This window comes from Nocardia sp. NPDC003183 (assembly GCF_053590715.1).
On the sequence record NZ_JBSFTG010000015.1, the window covers coordinates 118,236 to 134,741 of the forward strand.

Here is a 16,506-nt window from a genome sequence, read left to right on the forward strand (position 1 = left end):
TCGACCGGGTGTCCGCTACCGGTCGCAATTACATGGCTTGCCATGTAATCTGAGGGGAGCCGCAGATCAACGACGATGGAAGGTGGGTATGGAACCGCTCGAGACGCTACCGATGGATCGGAGCAACTCCCTGGGGTACGTGATCAACCATCTGGCGCGGCTCATGGAACAGGCACTGCGCGACCGAATCGCCGGGCACGGTGTGGTGCCCGGGCAGTTCGCACAACTGCTCGCGCTGTACGAGGAGGAGGGGATCTCGCAGCTGCAACTCTGCGAGAAGGTCCGGATCGACCAGTCGACGATGGCCCACACGCTCAAGCGGATGGAGCGCGACGGCCTCATCCAGCGCACCGCCGACCCGCAGGACGGCCGGCGAGCGCTGATCTACCTCACCGACCGGTCCCGGCGATTGCGCACCGCGCTGATCGCCGCGGCCGGGGAGGTGAACGACATCGCGACCGCGGGGTTCCCCGAGGTCCGCGGCGACGACTTCATCCGCATGGTTCGACAGGCGATCGGCAACCTCGAGGCCGATCGGTCCACATGACCATCGAAGAGAGGTAAACCATGCTCTCGCGCATCCATCCCGTCGCGGGCACGATCGGATTGCTCACGATTCTCACCTTCTGGACCTCGACTGTGGTGAGTGAGCTCAGCGGTTCCAAGGACGCGATCATCGCGGTGAAGCAGACCATCCCGTGGGCGTTGCCGATCCTGGTGCTCGCCCTCGCCGCCACCGGCGGCACCGGCTTCCGGCTGGCCGGGGACTCCACGATGCCCCCGATCCTCGCGAAGAAGCGCCGGATGCCGTTCATCGCGGGTAACGGGTTGCTCGTGCTGATTCCCTCGGCGATCACCCTTTCCGTCCTCGCGGGCCGCGACGAGTTCGGGCCGTTGTTCTACGGCGTGCAAGCGCTCGAACTCGTCGCCGGTGCTACAAATATCGTGCTCATGTCACTCAATATTCGCGACGGCTTCCGCATCACCGGCCGTTTCGACAAGTCGAAATCGGAAAATCGAACCGCTACCATCGGTAGCGAGGAATCTCAGGGATAAATGATGAACGAGACCATTCTCCGTGCTGAGCTCGAATCGCTTCGCGCGGAAGTCCGTGAATTGCGCGACCATCGTGAGATCGCGGCACTCTTCGATACCTTCTTCTTTTTCGAGGATCGCAAATCGATGGACGACGCGTGGGCGCAAGCCATTTTCACCGACGATGTACTTCTCGAATTGCCGCCCGAGGATTATCGCGGTATCGAGGGAATCGCCGCGCATATGACCTATGTGGTCAACCTGTTCGGTCCGACCCATCACACCACCACCGATTGTCATGCCGATATCGACGGCGACACCGCCGCGGTGCGGCTCAATCTCACCGCGACCCACAAGCACGTGGTGCCGGGCGAGGCGCCGCTGCTGGTCTGGGGCTACCTCGACGCTGATGTCGCGCGCACCGCCGCGGGGTGGCGGATCGCTCGGATGAAGTTCATCAAGGTGCTGCGCACCGGCGAGGCGCCGCCCGGATTCGCGTTCGACGAGAACCTGAACGTGGTCGCGGTCGGTAGCTGAGACAGCGAAGCCGCCGACTCCTCGGAGTCGGCGGCTTCGTCGTCGCCCCTCAGTCGCGCGGCATCAACTTGAAGCCGATTCCGCGAACGGCGACGATCCAATTGCTGGCGCCCAGCTTCGCCCGCAGGCTGCTGACGTGCGTGTCCACCGTGTGTTGCGACCAGGAACCGTCCCAGATCTCGCCCAGGATCTGCTTGCGCGCCACCACGATTCCCGGGCGGCGTGACAGCATCAGCAGCAGGTCGAACTCTTTTCTGGTGAGTGCGAGCGGGCGTCCGCGCAGGGTGGCCTCGCGGGCCCACTCGTCGACGCGCAGCGCGCCGCATCCCGAGGGGGACGCACCGTTCTCGGTCTGTGGGCTGACCCGCCGCATGAGCGAGTCGATGCGGGCGACCAGTTCCCTGATGCCGAACGGTCGGGTGACATAGTCGTCGGCGCCGGAGCGCAGGCCGAGTACGCAGTCCAATTCGGAATCGCGATCGGTGACAACGATGATCGGAACCGTATGGCGCGCACGGATGGAACGGCATACCTCGAATCCGTCGAAATCGGGGAGATCAGGATCGAGCAGCACCAGATCGGCACGGCCGAACAGCTTCAGTGCCATTCTTCCGGTATCGACGGTGGCAACCTGGTGGCCATATCGGGGGAGTTCGCTGTCGAGCGATCCGACAGCATCCGAACCCGCCGCGATAAGAATGCGCCATGACCGTTCCACGGCGACGAGGCGAGGCTCGGGGAAATTCGGGGCGAGCTCGGTGTCGGTTTCCTTGAGTTCGCTGCTACGCATGGCTCGAATACCCTACCGTCCTGGGCATCGAAATGCCGCGCTGACGACCACACTGCTACGGGCGGTCGGGATTTCACCGGTCAGTATCAGCGTAGCCGACTCATTTCATTCGTGCACTGTGGAGTTAGTCGCCTTTTTGCGGAAAAGCGTCCGGATCGGTATTCCACGCACAATAACGGACGGTTGCTCAGCCTGCCGCGCCGAAGCGGCGGCGGTATTCGGTGGGGGCGATGCCGACCTGGCGCTGGAAGTGGTGGCGCAACAGGGCGCCGGAGCCGAAGCCGGACTCGTCGGCGATCCGTTCCAGGGCCATGTCGGTGGTTTCGAGCAGGTGCTTGGCGAACAGGACGCGCTGAGTGGTGAGCCATTTGACCGGGGTGGTGCCGGTTTCGGCGGCGAAGCGGCGGGCGAAGGTGCGGGTGGACATGCTGGAGCGGGCCGCGAGCTCGTCGACGGTGTGTGGGTGGGCGAGGTTCTCGGTGAGCCAGGCCAGGGTGGTGGACAGGCCGATCGAACTGCACTCGGGGACCGGCTGCTCGATGAACTGGCGCTGGCCGCCGTCGCGCTGCGGCGGCACGACCATGCGCCGCGCGATGCCGTTGGCGGCGGCGGTACCGATCTCGCGGCGGACCAGGTGCAGGCAGGCGTCGATACCCGCGGCGGTGCCCGCGCTGGTGATCAGGTTGCCTTCGTCGACGAACAGGACGTCGGGGTCGACGGTCGCCTCGGGGAACATCGCGGCGAGTCTGTCGACATACCGCCAGTGGGTGGTGCACTTGCGGCCGTCGAGCAGGCCGGCCGCGCCGGCCAGGAAGGCGCCCGAGCAGACGGTGAGGACGGTCGCGCCCGCGTCGGCCGCCCCGCGCACCGCCTCGAGTACCCGGTCGTCGTACTGGTCGATCGGGGAGGCGGGGATGGCGACCAAGTCGGCCTTCGCGAGTTGGTCGAGGCCGAATTCCGGGGTGACGGCGATGCCGGGGGTGGTGGAACGCAGTGGCGTGCCCGGGTCGGCGCCGCAGACCCGGAAGTCGAAGCCGGGCAGGCCGTCGGCCGTGCGGTCGAGGCCGAAAACCTCACAGACGACACCGAATTCGAACATCGCGAGCCGGTCGCTGAGCACCACGGCAACCTTCGAGAGCATGCCTCATCGTAGCTGGCTGAATCTTTACGCACAATGGCAGAACAGCCACTTTCGGCTGAAAATCATCGAGCGCAAAATTACTGCCATGCTTACTTTTCTGATCGTCCTCACCGCCGTCATCGGACTCGCCGTACTGATCGGTCGCGGCACCGCCGGCTCCACCGGGATCGTCGACCGCGACGCTCAGCGCATGGACACCGAGCTCAAAGCCATCGCGGGCTACGCCGACTACATCCGCCCGAGCCATCACTGAAAAGACGAATGCCGCCCCATCCGCAGGGATGAGACGGCATGCGCAAGTCCGGTCGAACTCAGACGGCGTCGCCGGGGCCGACCCGCGGCTTCGGAGCGCGCATCTTGCGGATCTGCGAGGCGCGGACGAAGGCGTACCAGCCGAGCTTGAAGCCGGTGTCGGTGGTGTCGGGGAACCGTTCGATCACCCGGTTGCTCACGATCTTGCCCAGGACGAAGCCCTCGATGATCATGAAGACCATCATCACCAGCATGGCCAGGGTGACGATGGTCTGCAGGCCGGGGGCGACGAACATCGACAGGATCAGCACCAGCGCCATCGGCATGAACAGGCCGACGAGGTTGCGGCGGGCGTCCACCAGGTCGCGCACATACGCGCGGACCGGGCCCTGATCGCGGGGCAGCAGATACTTGTCCTCGCCGGCGAGCATGCGGGCGCGGCGGTCCTGCACGGCGGCGCGACGGTCGGCGGCGGCGGCCTTGCGGTCCTGTTTGGTGCCCTTGACAGCCTTGCGGCGCGCGCGGGCTTCCTTGGCGGTCAGCGGGGCGGGCGCGATCGGACCGCGCCGCTTGCCTTCTGCCTCACGCCTTTTCGGCGTCGGCCTGCCCTTACCGGGAGTGGTCGACGCCGTGGCGGCGGCCTGTTCGGAGTCGGACACCGACGGGTCGACGGACTCGTCGATGGTGCTGGACTCGTCGCGACGAAACAATTTCACGTTCACCAGGCTATTCGATGATGCCGACCATCGGGAAATGCGGTCCGCTCAGCGGTGGGCCCGGTCTCATCCGCGGCCGGGCTGCGACGCAGATCACGCCGTCACAGGGCGTACTGTGGGCACAAGCACCCAGGTGGCGTCCACTGGCTGCGCCGAGGGTGGCAAAATAGGAATAGCAGTTGCTGCGACAGCGTTGAAGACAGTCGTGCGCTGTGCACCTGAGGTCCGTTGACGGGCTGAGTCGAACTAGGAGTGTCCATGACTGTGCAGAACGAGACCGCCACCGAGACCCACGGTGCGACGCTGACCGACGCTGCCGCCATCAAGGCGAAGGCGCTGCTCGACCAGGAGGGCCGCGACGATCTGGCCCTGCGGATCGCCGTGCAGCCCGGTGGCTGTGCCGGTCTGCGTTACCAGCTGTTCTTCGACGATCGCATCCTCGACGGTGACATCGTCGTGGAGTTCTCCGGCGTGAAGCTGGCCGTCGATCGCATGAGCGCCCCGTACATCGACGGCGCCTCGATCGACTTCGTCGACACCATCGAGAAGCAGGGCTTCACCATCGACAACCCGAACGCCACCGGCTCCTGCGCCTGCGGCGATTCGTTCAACTGATGTTCGGCGCCGCGGGTTAGCGGCGCCGTAACCTCGCCTTCGAGGGCGCGCCCGGGATCATTGTGGTTGCGTGGCGAGGTAGCGAACAGGTGAACCACAGGCGGTAGCGCTTGCTAACGTTGAAGTCCGGGATCGGGTGATCCCGGACTTTCTGTTTTCCTCGTCTAGCGTCGAAGGGGCCCTGCCTCGTGTCTGTTGCCGTGTCCGCATCCATCGCCACCGACCACCTCATGCGCTTCCCCGGCCGGTTCGCCGATGCGCTGCTCGCCGATCAACTCGATCATGTGTCCTTGAGCTTCCTCGTCGACGATCTGCAGATCCGCCGCGGCGGAGTGGCGGGCAACATCGCCTACGCGATGGGCCTGCTGAAGCAGCGTCCGGTGCTCGTCGGTGCCGTCGGCGCCGACTTCGCCGAGTACCGCCAGTGGCTGGAGGCCAGCGGCGTCGACTGCTCGGCCGTGCACGTGTCCGCGACATCGCACACCGCCCGGTTCGTGTGCACCACCGACGAGACGATGGCGCAGATCGCGTCGTTCTACCCGGGGGCGATGAGCGAGGCGCGCGATATCGATATCGCCGCGATCACCGCCGCCCACGATGTCGACCTGGTGCTGGTCGGGGCGAACGACCCCGACGCGATGGTCGCGCACACCCGCCAGGCCAAGGCGCAGGGCATCGCCTATGCCGCCGACCCGTCCCAGCAGCTGGCCCGTCTCGACGGCGAGCAGGCGACCGAACTGGTCGACGGCGCCGCCTACCTGTTCACCAACAAGTACGAGTGGGCCCTGCTGCAGCAGAAGACCGGCCTCAGCGAAGCCGACATCACCGCCAAGGTCGGCATCCGGGTCACCACGCTGGGTTCCGAAGGTGTGCTCGTCGTCGACGCCGACGGCACCGAGATCCGCGTCGGTGTGGTGCCCGAGGTGGCCAAGGTCGACCCGACCGGCGTCGGCGACGGTTTCCGCGCCGGCTTCCTCACCGCCCACCGCGCCGGCCTGACCCTGGAACGGGCCGCCCAGCTCGGCTCTCTGATCGCCGTCCTGATCCTGGAGACCACCGGCACCCAGGAGTGGACCCTCAACACCGACGACGCCCTCGAGCGCCTCACCAAGGCCTACGGCTCGGATGCCGCCGACGAACTGGCCTTCCTGCTCTGACTACAGAACGCGAACGCCCCCTGGATCTTTCGATCCAGGGGGCGTTCTTCTGTGCGTCTACAGCGAGACCGGGTAGACCGGTTCCTGGATTTCGGGCTTGATGCGGTCCTCGACGAAGATGCCGTGCCAGACCATGAAGACCAGGACGGTCCAGAGGCGGCGGCTGTGGTCGGAGATGCCCGCTTTGTGGTCGCGGAGCATCTGGAGGACGGCCGGCTTGTGCAGCAGGTGGTCGGTCTGGGACTCGGCGATCTGGGTTTCGGCCCAGTCGTAGAGTTCGGTGCCGCGCAGCCAGTGGCGCAGCGGGACCGGGAAGCCGAGCTTGGCGCGGTGCAGGACGTGGTCGGGGACGATGCCGTCCAGGGCCTGGCGCAGCGCGTACTTCGAGGTTTCCTTGGTGATCTTCTGATCGAACGGGATGCCCTCGGCGACGCGCATGACCTCGTTGTCCAGGAACGGCACGCGCAGTTCCAGGGAGTTGGCCATGGTCATCTTGTCGGCCTTGACCAGGATGTCGCCGCGCAGCCAGGTGAACAGGTCCAGGTGCTGCATGCGCGCGACCGGGTCCCAGCCCGCGGACTGGGCGTAGATCGGCGCGGTGACGTCCTGGTGGGTCCACTCGGGGCGGAAGTCGCGCAGGACCGCGCGCAGCTGGGCGTCGTTGAAGCTGCGGGCGTTGCCGTAGTAGCGGTCTTCGAGGCTGAGCGAGCCGCGCTGCAGCAGCGACTTGCCGCGCTTGCCGTCGGGGATCTTGTCACCGAGCTTGCCGAGCAGTTTGCGCGCACCGGCGGGCAGATACTCGAAGGGCTTGAGCGACAACGGTTCCCGATAGATCGTGTAGCCGCCGAACAGTTCGTCGGCGCCCTCGCCGGAGAGCACCACCTTGACGTGCTTGCGGGCTTCCTTGGCCACGAAGTACAGCGGCACCAGGGCCGGGTCGGCGACCGGATCGTCGAGGTACCAGACGATCTCGGGGATCGCGGCGGCGAACTCGGCGGGGGAGACCACCTTGACGATGTGGCGGGCGCCGATCAGCTCGGCGCTCTCGGCGGCCACGTCGACCTCGGAGTAGCCCTCGCGCTCGAACCCGGTGGTGAAGGTGATCAGCTTCGGGTTGTGGCGCATGGCCAGCGCGGCGATGGCGGTGGAGTCGATGCCGCCCGACAGGAACGAACCGACGGTCACATCGGCGCGCATGTGCTTGGCGACCGAGTCCTCGAGCGCCGCGGCGATCTCGGCGTAGCGTGCCTTCTCCGACCCCGCCACGAACGGGCGGACCCGGAAGTCGGGGCGGAAATAGCGGGTGACAACGGGTTCCTGGCCGACCTTCACCGTGGCGTAGTTGCCGGACTCGAGGCGACGGATGTTGCGGTGCAGCGACTCGGGCTCGGGCACGTACTGCAGCACCGTGTAGTGCTCGAGCGCGCGCGGGTCCAGCTCGTCGGACAGTTCCAGCGGGCTCAGCAGTTCGAGCAGGCTCTTCTTCTCGCTGGCGAAGGCGGTGCCGCCGGGGCCGGTCGCGATGAACAGCGGCTTGATACCGAACGGATCGCGCGCGAGGAACAGTTGCGAGGTCTCGGTGTCCCAGATCGCGAAGGCGAACATGCCGCGCAGCTTGCGCACGGCCTCGGGACCCCAGAAGTGGAAGGCGGCCACGATGGCCTCGCCGTCACCGTCGGTGGCGAAGATCTTGCCATCGGGGAATGCGGCGCCGTGCTCGGTGGCCAGCTGCTCACGCAGTTCGAGGTAGTTGTAGATCTCGCCGTTGAAGGTCATCGCGTAGCGCTGCGGGTTGTCCGCGGGGCCCCAGCGCAGCGGCTGGTGCGAGTGCTCGATATCGATGATGGACAGGCGGTTGAACCCGAAGATCATGTGATCGTCGTGCCAGGTGCCCTTCTCGTCCGGGCCACGATGCCGCTGGCAGTGCAGCGCGTCGTACACCTGATCGACCACCGCGGTCGTCGCGGAATCAGCTGTCAGGAATCCGAGCAGTCCGCACACGGTGTCGCCCAACCTTCTCTCGTTCGATGATGGGTGGCCACAACGGGCCGAAACGCTGTGTCCGAGTATGCCGCACGCCTGCCCGACACGCCGCGCTCGCCCGCTCCCGCGGGGTGCGCAGCCACCAGACGAGGGCCAAACCGCAGGTCGCGATGTTCGGCGCGGTCACGGCGGAGTGTCGAAAGTGACCCCGCGACAAGACAGTGCCCGCTTTGGTCTACGCTGCGTAGTACTCAGGTCCTTCTCAGGTGTGCAGGCGTCACAGCGGCAATACTTCGAGAGGCCTGAAACTGCTTTGAAGAGGTGTCGGAACGGGCGAATCGCCGCCCGGACGACGCAATGTGTCGGAATGTGTGGCGACCAGGAAGGCGTGAGCGTGGCGCACAAGGCGAGCGAAGAGATCGGGGCACGACCCGAGAAGGGTCGGCAGGGCCGGATCCTTCGGCGGGCCGGGCTGGCGGTGTCCTTGGGGATCACCGCGATGCTCGTCTCGGGCTGCTCGATCGACAATGTTTGGCTCCGGTTCGGCTGGCCGTCGGGTATCACCCCGCAGGCCACCCGGATGCGCGAGCTGTGGACCTGGTCGGTGCTGGCCGCGCTCGCCATGGGCGTGCTGGTCTGGGGTCTGACCTTCTGGACGGTCATCTTCCACCGCAAGCGCAAGAACTCCCCGGAGTTCCCGCGCCAGACCGGCTACAACGTGTCGCTGGAGCTGACCTACACGGCGATCCCGTTCGTGATCATCGCGGTGCTGTTCTACTTCACCGTGGTCGTGCAGAACTATGTGCACGAGAAGACCGACAACCCGGATGTCACCGTCGACGTGACCGCCTTCCAGTGGAACTGGAAGTTCGGCTACCGCAACATCAACAACGTCGGCGGTCTCACCTGGAACGGCATCGACACGGAGAAGGAGCTGCTGAACGAAGAGCAGCTCGCCGAATACCGTGAGCTGAAGAACGACAAGGGTCACCCGCAGCCGGGCCCCCTGCACGGCAAGCCGGCCAACGACATCCTCTCGTACCTGCACTACGACAAGGTCGAGACCTTCGGCTCCAGCGAAGAGATTCCGGTCCTGGTGCTGCCGACCGGTAAGCGCATCGAGTTCCAGCTCGCCGCCGCCGACGTGATCCACGCCTTCTGGGTGCCGGAGTTCATGTTCAAGCGCGACGTGATGCCGAACCCGAAGGAAAACCAGTCCGACAACGTCTTCCAGATCTCCGAGATCGAGAAGGAAGGCGCGTTCGTCGGCCGCTGCGCCGAGATGTGCGGCACCTACCACTCGATGATGAACTTCGAGGTCCGCGCGGTCTCGCCGGAGAAGTACGCCAAGTACATGCAGGCGCGCATCGAGGGCAAGACCAACGGTGAGGCGCTGGCATCGATCGGCGAGTCGCCGGTGGCCACCTCCACGTACCCCTTCAACACCAAGCGTGATGCCAAGAGCGCTTCGGTGAACGAGAGCAAGTGAGGATTCTGATATGAGGATCGAAGCGCGGATCTTCGAACTGCTCACGGCGTTCTTCATCCTGGTGGGCATCGTCTACGGCTTCTTCACCGCCCAGTCGCGCACCGGCATCGAGTGGGCAGGCACTACCGCGATCGTGCTGACCGCGGGTCTGTCGCTGATCATCGGCACCTACTTCCGGTTCGTCGCGCGTCGCATCGACCTGCGTCCCGAGGACTACGAAGAGGCCGAGATCGTCGACGGCGCCGGTGACCTGGGCTTCTTCTCGCCCGGTAGCTTCTGGCCCATCCTCCTCGCGGGCGCCGGTTCGGTGACCGCGCTGGGTCTGGCGTTCTTCCAGTTCTGGCTGATCGGCCTCGGCGTGGTGCTCGTGCTCGCCGCCGCCGCCGGCCTGGTCTTCGAGTACTACCTGGGTGCCGAGAAGCACTGATCCATCAGGAAACGGTCGCCGCGACGCCCTCGAGCCGAGGGAGTCACGGCGACCGTTTTCGTTGTCGGAGGATGTCTCCCGAGAACGGCAGAGCCGGTCGTGCGAGCGCACGACCGGCTCTGGGCATCGAATGCCTCAGTGCGCGAACACCAGTCCTTCCTCCGGCCCTTCCACCGTGCGCGGAGCGGACAGCTGCACGATCCGGCGGGGCAGCGCCGCCGCGACCACCGCGCCGATGAGCGCGGTCGCACCACCGATCAGGAAGGCGATCGTGAAGCCGCGGTCCAGATAGAACACCGCGCCCTGCGTCATCTCCGGCGGGATCGGCGCGATGTAGGAGTTGTTCATGATCGTGAACGCGATAACCGGCAGGACGGCGGGGAACACGCTCTGCGAGACGCCGACGATGCTGGCGGTGCCTGCCTGCAACTGCGGCGGCACGGCCTCGATCAGCAGATTCGGGATCGCGGCGTAGGCCATACCCATGCCCGTGCCGAAGATGCCCGCGAAGACGATCAGCAGGGGCTTGCTGTCGTGCACGGCGGCGGTCAGCACGAATCCGACGGCCATCAGCAGCATGCCGCAGGTCATCAGGATGCGGGGGCGGACGTCGCGGCGGCCGACGAGCACACCCACGAGCACGCCGCCGACCACCACCATCAGCCCCACCGGCGCCTGGAAGATCGCGAAACCCTCCGCGGTGACGCCGAATCCGTAGTCGAGCCCGAACACGGCGGGCGTCATGGCCATCATCGGCAGCAGGATGGTGAACAGCCCGCTGGCGCCGTAGCAGAGTCCGGCGCCGATCGTGGTGAGCAGCACCGAACGACGGCCGAGCACATCGAGGTCGATCAGCGGTTCCCGGATCATTCGCGCGCTCGCCAGCCAGGCCAGCAGCAGCACCACGCCACCGAAGAGGTACGCCATGGTCGTACTGTCACGCCAGCCCCAGGTCGGTCCGAAGCTGACCGCGATGAGGATGCCGGCGATGCCGCCGCCGAGCAGAATCGCTCCGAGCGGGTCGATCCGTGAGCGCAGCCGCACCGACGACTCGGCCGTCGTGAAGAAGATCAGCGCGCCCAGCACGGCGAGACCGATGACGAAGAACCAGAAGATGCTGCGGAATCCGTGGTTGTCGATCAGCCACCCGGTGAGGAACGGCGCGGGAATCGCGATCAACCCCATGCCGCTGGTCGCGATGCTCACCGCCAGCGCGATCGTCTTCGCCGGGAACACGTCCCGGATCAGCGAGTAGCTCAGGAACAGGCAGGGGATGAGCAGGCCGGTCAGCGCACGGCCCGCGATCAGGAGGGCGTAGCTGCCCGCGATCGCCGACAGCAGCGATCCCGCCGCTGCCACGGTCACGCACCCGAGCAGGGCTTTGCGCTTGCCGTACATGTCCGCCAGCTTGCCGATCAGCGGCGCGGTGACGGCGCCGACCAGCAGGAACGACGTCAGCAACCAGGCGCCCTGGGTGGTCTGGTAGTGCGCGGCGATCGACGGTAGCGCCGTCGAGATCATCATGTAGCTCACCGCGAGCATCTCCAGCAGGAGCACGATCGAGGCGAGCGAGAAGATCAGGCGTGGGGTCCAGCGGTCCACGGCGGGTGTCGGAGTGGGAGCGACCATCAGAGGTCCTTTCGAGGATGGGGCCCGCATTCGACGAACGATCGAAATGCGTAACCGACATCACACTTTCTCCGCGTGATCCGTAGAGCCGACTATCCCATCCACTGGGAGATAGATATGACTGATAGTCAGATAGCCACCGTCGGACCCGACGTGACCAGCGGGTTCGGCGGGTAACACAGTGCGCGAATACGCGCAGCCGGGCGAAACGCCTAACCCGCCGGGTCCGTCCTCAGACGCTGTAGCGCAGGCCCTGCTCCGAGCGGCAGATGTCGTCGATGCCCGAGACGATCTCGCGCAGCTGCTCCGAGGGCAGGGCCGAGGGACGCAGGCGGCAGGTGAAGGTGATCAGGCCGTAGTCGGCGGGCGTGAGGCCGCGGGCGGCGGCTTCGGCGCGCAGATACTCCGAGCGCACGCCGTAGGTCATCGCGGAGATGACGGTGAAGCAGCCCGAGCGCTCGCGGTGCGCCGAGAACAGATCGTGCAGGCCGTAGAAGACCGAACCGTAGTTGGCCAGCGGGGCGAACACGCCGACGCGGTAGGCGGGGCCGCGCTCGGAGGAGTTGATGACGGTGTCGGCCAGGTACTCGGCGTCGCGCATGGTGAGGACCTTCGGCGCGAACATCAGCGCGCCCGCCGCCGCGTTGCGGACCGGCATGCCCGCGCGGCCGCCCGCGGCGGAAGCGATGGCGCCCAGCGACTTCCGGGTCCGCGTGCCGACCTCACGCCGGGCCCGCAGGCCGCGCGTGGGGGCGGTGGGGTACAGGCTCGACCACTGACCGAAACGGACGGCGCCGAGGGTCACCTGGCCGGTGCCGACCGGGCGCGCCACCTTCAGCGGGGCGGTGTCGACCCAGCGACCGACCTGCAGCGCCGCGCTGCCGGGGTTGGTGATCTCGTTGGTCGCGTGCTCGACGAAGGAGTCGAAGTCGAGGAACCGGTCGGCGTCGGTGGTGAGCATGGTGTGGTCTTTGTCGACCTCGACCACGTCCAGGGTGAGGGCGGTGATGATGCCCGCGCGACCGCCCGCGCCGAGGATGCGGTGGAACCGCTCGGTGTGGTGGCCGCGCCCGCAGGTGCCGATCCGGCCGTCGGGGTCGACGTACTCGAGGTCGACGATCTGGTCGATGAACATGCCGTAGCGGTGTGAGGCGGTGCTCACCCCGCCGACGGAGGCGAAGCCGCCCGCGGTGATGTCGCGATGATCGCCGACCACCGGCAGGCCGAGGCCGTGCGCGCCGAGCCTGCGGTCGATCTCGGACAGCTTCGCGCCCGCCTGCACGCGCACGGTGCGCCGGCCCAGGTTGATGTCGAGCACCGAGTTCATCTTGCGCAGCGAGAGCGCCCCGCGCTGATCGGTCAGGCCATAGGACTCTTCGGTCTGTTCACCGCCGCGCACCGTCAACCGTTCCGACCGACCGCGCGAATCACGCACAGTGCGAACGACATCCGCCGTATCGGTGGGGAGATATTCTTCGGAGATGACGGTATGCGGCGTGCCCATGACCGCATAGCTAACCATAGGTGCGCGGTTCTTGCGCAGGGTACTTCGCACCTATTTCCGCGTGGGCGCGAGTTGCTTGGTGAACAGGACTTTTCCGGTCGCGTCGCACAAGTTGACGGTCATTTCTCCGGTGCGGCCGTCGATTTTCACCTCGCCGAAGTGCTGGTACTCCGGATCCATCGGGGAGGTGTTCGCGGTGGGCGGCGCGTGGACGTAGACCGCCTCGGGCCCGAAGGTGGGATCGAGGGGGTTGGGGCCGAACGCGCCCGCGTTGAGCGGGCCCGAGACGAACTCCCAGAACTCGTCGAAATCGGTGAAGGCGGCGCGGGCGGGGGAGTAGTGGTGCGCGGCGGTGTAGTGGACATCCGCGGTGAGCCAGACGACATCGCCGACCTTGTTCGCCTTGATCGCCGAGAGCACCTGGGCGATCTCGGTCTCGCGGCCCGACGGTGCGCCGGGGGCGGCGTTGGCGGGGCCTTCGAAGGCGGTCTTGCCGTCGGGGACGACCACACCCAGCGGCAGGTCGGCGGCGACGATCTTCCAGGTGGCCTTGGAGTTCTTCAACCCCTCGGTGAGCCAGGCGATCTGGGCGGCGCCGAGGATCTGGCCCTGGGGCGCGGTATTGGCGGTGTTGGCGTCCTTGTAGGCGCGCATGTCCAGGACGAACACGTCCAGCAGCGGGCCGTAGGAGATCTTGCGGTAGAGGCGGCCGTCGACGGCTTCCTTGGGCTCCAACGGCATCCACTCGTGGAAGGCCTGCCAGGAACGCGTAGCGAGGGTGTCCATGCTGCGCTCGGTGTAGCCCTTGTCGGCGGCGACCGTGCCGCCGGGGGACCAGTTGTTGGTGGTCTCGTGGTCGTCCCACTGGACGATCTGGGCGACGGCGGCGTTGAACCGGCGGTAGTTGTCGTCGGTGAGGTTGTAGGCGTAGTTGCCGCGGAACTGGTCGAGGGTTTCCGCCGGGGCGTTCTTCGCTTCGGCGGTGATGTTGCGCCAGATCCGCCCGTCGGGCAGCGTCACCGATTCCTTCAGCGCGTTGTCGGCGTAGATGCAGTCGCCGGAATGCAGGAACAGGTGCGGGTCGCGAGCGGCCATGGCGGAGAACACCTTCATGCCGCCCAGGTCCGGGTTGATCCCGAAACCCTGGCCGGCGACGTCACCGGACCACAGCAGCGAGATGTCGGCGGGCGCGGTCGGCGCCGTGCGGAACACGCCGGTGAGCGTTTCCGAGCTGGCGCCGCCCTCCCCGTCGAGGCGTACCCGGTAGTGCACGAGCTGCCCGGCGGGCAGACCGTTCACCCGCACCCGTCCGGTGCCGTCGGTAGCCGGGGTGAGCAGCGGCCCCGTGAATCGCTTGACGTCGGTGAACTTCGCGCTCGCCGACGTCTCCACCACCAGCGTCGCGGGCGTATCCGAGCGAGCCCAGATCAAGGCGCCATCACTACGCGGATCCCCGACCGCCACCCCGTGCGTGAGCGAAGGCCTGGCTCGCACCAGTGCGGGCCCGTCGTCACCGCAGGCCACCAGGGCGGGAGCGGTCACCACACCGAGGGCGGTTGCGCGCAGCAGCGTGCGCCGAGACATCGCGAAATCCGAAACAGCCATGAACGTCACGGTGCGCCACCGGTCGGAACACCCGGTCGTTAGCAAGGCAACGGAACATGAACGATGCCGTACGGCAGACCGAACTCGGGTGAGGCGTCTACAGCCCCGCGGCGGCGGCGGTTTCGGGGTACCAGCGGGTGCATTCGGCGCGGAGGGGGACGGCGGTGTGGAGTTGGCACAGGACTGCCAGACCGCCGAGGAAGGAGCGCAGGATCGGGGTGTGGGCGGGGGGCATGGTGAGCTGGCGCAGGATGTTCGTCAGGCGCAGGTCGGTGGCGAGGCGGACCTGTTCGCGGAGCCAGTCGGCCGAGAGCGGGTAGGTGGGGGCGAGGAGGGCTTCGCGGACCGGTTGCAGGCGGGCGGCGACGGTGGCGATGTCGAGGTCGCGGTCGGGGGCGACGAAGCCGTGGCGGCGCATGGCGGCCTCGAGGTCGGCGGGGGAGTCGGCGATGACGGCGGCGCCGACATCGCTCGCGACGTCGAGGAAGGTGCCGGGCCACGGTGTGCAGGCGCCGAAGTCGACCACGCCGAGCCGGCCGTCGGGCATGCGAAGGAAATTACCGGGGTGCGGGTCGCCGTAGACGAGGGCGGCGCGGGCGGGAGCGGAGAACAGGAAACGCATGATCAGCACGCCGAGCCGGTCGAGTTCGTTCGCATTGCCGCGAATGATCAACCGGGACAGGGGAACACCGTCGAGCCATTCGGTGACCAGTACGTCACCGTGCTGGGCGATCACCCGGCTCACCACGACATCGGGGTCGTCGGCGAAGGCGGTGGCGAAGGCGCGCTGGTTGACGGCCTCGCGGGCGTAGTCGAGTTCGTCGCGGATCTCGTTGCACAGCGCCTCCACCACCGGGCGGGTGTCGGCGCCGGGCAGCAGTGCGGTGAACAACGGTGTGGCGCGTCGCAGAGCTTGCAGGTCGGCCAGCACCGCGCGGCGGGAGCCGGGGTACATGACCTTGACCGCGACCTGCGTGCCGTCGTGCCAGCGGGCCCGATGGACCTGGCCGACCGAGGCGGCGGCGGAGGCGCGGTCGTCGAATTCGAGGAACAGCGAGCGCCAGTCCGGGCCGAGATGGGTGGCGAGCTCGGCGTGGACCGCGCCCGGAAGCATGGCGGGCGCCGAATCGTGCAGTCGGGCAAGGGCTTGGCGATACGGTTCGGCCAGGTCGGGGGCCAGGCCGAGTTCGAGCAGGCCGAGGAGCTGGCCCAGTTTCGCGACACAGCCCTTGAGCTCGCCGAGTACCTGGAAGAGGTGTTCGGCGGTGCGAACGCGGATGTCGCGGTCGACGGCGGCGGGGTCGCGACCCGCGGCGCGTTTGCCGAAGCCCGCGATGCGGCGGCCCGCGTAGGCCACCGGTACCGCGGCCAAGCGCGCGCTGCGCACTACCCGGCCGGTGGGCGGATTGCCGTCACGCGGGGTCGTCCGCCGGGCGAACGGCATGACGCGACCCTCGTCGGATTCGCCTCCGGCCATCGTCTACCTCGCTGTCCCGACGCCCGCCACCTGTGGTGGCCGCCCGCCCGTGCCTGGCAAAGGTTACCAATCGGGCGCGAAGGTGTCCGGGCAACGGCGGACGCGTGCGCGGAGAAACGATCCGGGTAACGACGACGTACGCCGGTTCA

Annotated in this window: 16 protein-coding genes; 8 read left to right on the plus strand and 8 right to left on the minus strand. The window is 67.1% G+C overall.

What is annotated here, in order from left to right:
• Positions 1-88 precede the first annotated feature (88 nt).
• From ACWDXS_RS29915 to ACWDXS_RS29925, 3 genes are read left to right on the plus strand one after another with little or no spacing between them, the layout of a single operon-like run.
• Complete coding sequence (locus tag ACWDXS_RS29915; protein WP_378992519.1) at positions 89-547, plus strand: MarR family winged helix-turn-helix transcriptional regulator; 459 nt, start codon at positions 89-91, stop codon at positions 545-547.
• A 20-nt stretch (positions 548-567) separates the two neighbouring features.
• Complete coding sequence (locus ACWDXS_RS29920; RefSeq protein ID WP_378992520.1) at positions 568-1,056, plus strand: hypothetical protein; 489 nt, start codon at positions 568-570, stop codon at positions 1,054-1,056.
• A gap of 3 nt (positions 1,057-1,059) precedes the next feature.
• Complete coding sequence (locus tag ACWDXS_RS29925) at positions 1,060-1,572, plus strand: nuclear transport factor 2 family protein (RefSeq protein ID WP_378992522.1); 513 nt, start codon at positions 1,060-1,062, stop codon at positions 1,570-1,572.
• Between the two features lie 49 nt (positions 1,573-1,621).
• Here the strand turns inward: ACWDXS_RS29925 and ACWDXS_RS29930 are convergent, their stop codons facing one another.
• Both ACWDXS_RS29930 and ACWDXS_RS29935 read right to left on the minus strand, forming a co-directional pair.
• Positions 1,622-2,362, minus strand: coding sequence for a response regulator transcription factor (locus ACWDXS_RS29930; RefSeq protein WP_378992524.1), 741 nt, complete (start codon positions 2,360-2,362; stop codon positions 1,622-1,624).
• A gap of 187 nt (positions 2,363-2,549) precedes the next feature.
• Positions 2,550-3,503, minus strand: a complete 954-nt coding sequence (locus tag ACWDXS_RS29935) for a helix-turn-helix domain-containing protein (protein ID WP_449970833.1) — start codon at positions 3,501-3,503, stop codon at positions 2,550-2,552.
• 85 nt (positions 3,504-3,588) lie between these two features.
• Between ACWDXS_RS29935 and ACWDXS_RS29940 the strand changes: the two genes are divergently transcribed.
• On the plus strand, positions 3,589-3,756 hold the full coding sequence (locus ACWDXS_RS29940; protein ID WP_378992528.1) for a hypothetical protein: 168 nt from the start codon (positions 3,589-3,591) through the stop codon (positions 3,754-3,756).
• 58 nt (positions 3,757-3,814) lie between these two features.
• Here ACWDXS_RS29940 and ACWDXS_RS29945 read toward each other — a convergent pair whose 3' ends face one another.
• Complete coding sequence (locus ACWDXS_RS29945; RefSeq protein ID WP_378636811.1) at positions 3,815-4,414, minus strand: DUF3043 domain-containing protein; 600 nt, start codon at positions 4,412-4,414, stop codon at positions 3,815-3,817.
• A 315-nt stretch (positions 4,415-4,729) separates the two neighbouring features.
• On the opposite strand from ACWDXS_RS29945, the gene ACWDXS_RS29950 reads away from it, so the two are divergent.
• Together ACWDXS_RS29950 and ACWDXS_RS29955 are read left to right on the plus strand one after the other, a co-directional pair.
• The gene (locus tag ACWDXS_RS29950; protein ID WP_067459056.1) at positions 4,730-5,086 is read left to right on the plus strand and encodes a HesB/IscA family protein; all 357 of its coding nucleotides are present in this window, start codon (positions 4,730-4,732) and stop codon (positions 5,084-5,086) included.
• Between the two features lie 230 nt (positions 5,087-5,316).
• Positions 5,317-6,243, plus strand: coding sequence for a carbohydrate kinase family protein (locus ACWDXS_RS29955; protein ID WP_378992673.1), 927 nt, complete (start codon positions 5,317-5,319; stop codon positions 6,241-6,243).
• Positions 6,244-6,300: 57 nt separating this feature from the next.
• On the opposite strand, the gene asnB is transcribed toward ACWDXS_RS29955, so the two are convergent.
• Entirely contained in the window at positions 6,301-8,244 is a 1,944-nt protein-coding gene (gene asnB / locus ACWDXS_RS29960) for an asparagine synthase (glutamine-hydrolyzing) (protein ID WP_449970874.1), read from the minus strand.
• Between the two features lie 481 nt (positions 8,245-8,725).
• Here asnB and ctaC point away from each other — a divergent pair, with 481 nt between their 5' ends.
• Positions 8,726-9,715: an aa3-type cytochrome oxidase subunit II gene (ctaC, locus tag ACWDXS_RS29965; protein WP_378992675.1), complete on the plus strand. Its 990-nt coding sequence runs from the start codon at positions 8,726-8,728 to the stop codon at positions 9,713-9,715.
• Positions 9,716-9,725: 10 nt separating this feature from the next.
• Positions 9,726-10,142: a cytochrome c oxidase subunit 4 gene (locus tag ACWDXS_RS29970; protein WP_056816603.1), complete on the plus strand. Its 417-nt coding sequence runs from the start codon at positions 9,726-9,728 to the stop codon at positions 10,140-10,142.
• Positions 10,143-10,277: 135 nt separating this feature from the next.
• Here ACWDXS_RS29970 and ACWDXS_RS29975 read toward each other — a convergent pair whose 3' ends face one another.
• The 4 genes from ACWDXS_RS29975 to ACWDXS_RS29990 all read right to left on the minus strand — a co-directional run bounded on the left by ACWDXS_RS29975 (position 10,278) and on the right by ACWDXS_RS29990 (position 16,357).
• A complete protein-coding gene (locus ACWDXS_RS29975) occupies positions 10,278-11,771 on the minus strand; it encodes an MFS transporter (protein WP_449970838.1) in 1,494 nt (497 codons plus the stop codon).
• A gap of 232 nt (positions 11,772-12,003) precedes the next feature.
• The gene (locus tag ACWDXS_RS29980) at positions 12,004-13,275 is read right to left on the minus strand and encodes an FAD-binding oxidoreductase (RefSeq protein WP_378660387.1); all 1,272 of its coding nucleotides are present in this window, start codon (positions 13,273-13,275) and stop codon (positions 12,004-12,006) included.
• Between the two features lie 51 nt (positions 13,276-13,326).
• The gene (locus ACWDXS_RS29985; protein ID WP_449970842.1) at positions 13,327-14,880 is read right to left on the minus strand and encodes an alkaline phosphatase D family protein; all 1,554 of its coding nucleotides are present in this window, start codon (positions 14,878-14,880) and stop codon (positions 13,327-13,329) included.
• Between the two features lie 97 nt (positions 14,881-14,977).
• Positions 14,978-16,357: an ABC1 kinase family protein gene (locus ACWDXS_RS29990; RefSeq protein ID WP_379313483.1), complete on the minus strand. Its 1,380-nt coding sequence runs from the start codon at positions 16,355-16,357 to the stop codon at positions 14,978-14,980.
• Positions 16,358-16,506 lie beyond the last annotated feature (149 nt).

What these genes read in the sequence shown, in the direction of transcription:
- ACWDXS_RS29935 (WP_449970833.1), bottom strand. Translation starts at nt 3,503, where the DNA reads ATGCTCTCGAAGGTTGCCGTGGTGCTCAGCGACCGGCTCGCGATGTTC.
- ACWDXS_RS29925 (WP_378992522.1), top strand. Translation starts at nt 1,060, where the DNA reads ATGAACGAGACCATTCTCCGTGCTGAGCTCGAATCGCTTCGCGCGGAA.
- ACWDXS_RS29915 (WP_378992519.1), top strand. Translation starts at nt 89, where the DNA reads ATGGAACCGCTCGAGACGCTACCGATGGATCGGAGCAACTCCCTGGGG.
- ACWDXS_RS29970 (WP_056816603.1), top strand. Translation starts at nt 9,726, where the DNA reads ATGAGGATCGAAGCGCGGATCTTCGAACTGCTCACGGCGTTCTTCATC.
- ctaC (WP_378992675.1), top strand. Translation starts at nt 8,726, where the DNA reads ATGCTCGTCTCGGGCTGCTCGATCGACAATGTTTGGCTCCGGTTCGGC.
- ACWDXS_RS29950 (WP_067459056.1), top strand. Translation starts at nt 4,730, where the DNA reads ATGACTGTGCAGAACGAGACCGCCACCGAGACCCACGGTGCGACGCTG.
- ACWDXS_RS29930 (WP_378992524.1), bottom strand. Translation starts at nt 2,362, where the DNA reads ATGCGTAGCAGCGAACTCAAGGAAACCGACACCGAGCTCGCCCCGAAT.
- ACWDXS_RS29940 (WP_378992528.1), top strand. Translation starts at nt 3,589, where the DNA reads ATGCTTACTTTTCTGATCGTCCTCACCGCCGTCATCGGACTCGCCGTA.
- ACWDXS_RS29985 (WP_449970842.1), bottom strand. Translation starts at nt 14,880, where the DNA reads ATGGCTGTTTCGGATTTCGCGATGTCTCGGCGCACGCTGCTGCGCGCA.
- ACWDXS_RS29980 (WP_378660387.1), bottom strand. Translation starts at nt 13,275, where the DNA reads ATGGGCACGCCGCATACCGTCATCTCCGAAGAATATCTCCCCACCGAT.
- ACWDXS_RS29975 (WP_449970838.1), bottom strand. Translation starts at nt 11,771, where the DNA reads ATGGTCGCTCCCACTCCGACACCCGCCGTGGACCGCTGGACCCCACGC.
- ACWDXS_RS29990 (WP_379313483.1), bottom strand. Translation starts at nt 16,357, where the DNA reads ATGGCCGGAGGCGAATCCGACGAGGGTCGCGTCATGCCGTTCGCCCGG.
- ACWDXS_RS29955 (WP_378992673.1), top strand. Translation starts at nt 5,317, where the DNA reads ATGCGCTTCCCCGGCCGGTTCGCCGATGCGCTGCTCGCCGATCAACTC.
- ACWDXS_RS29920 (WP_378992520.1), top strand. Translation starts at nt 568, where the DNA reads ATGCTCTCGCGCATCCATCCCGTCGCGGGCACGATCGGATTGCTCACG.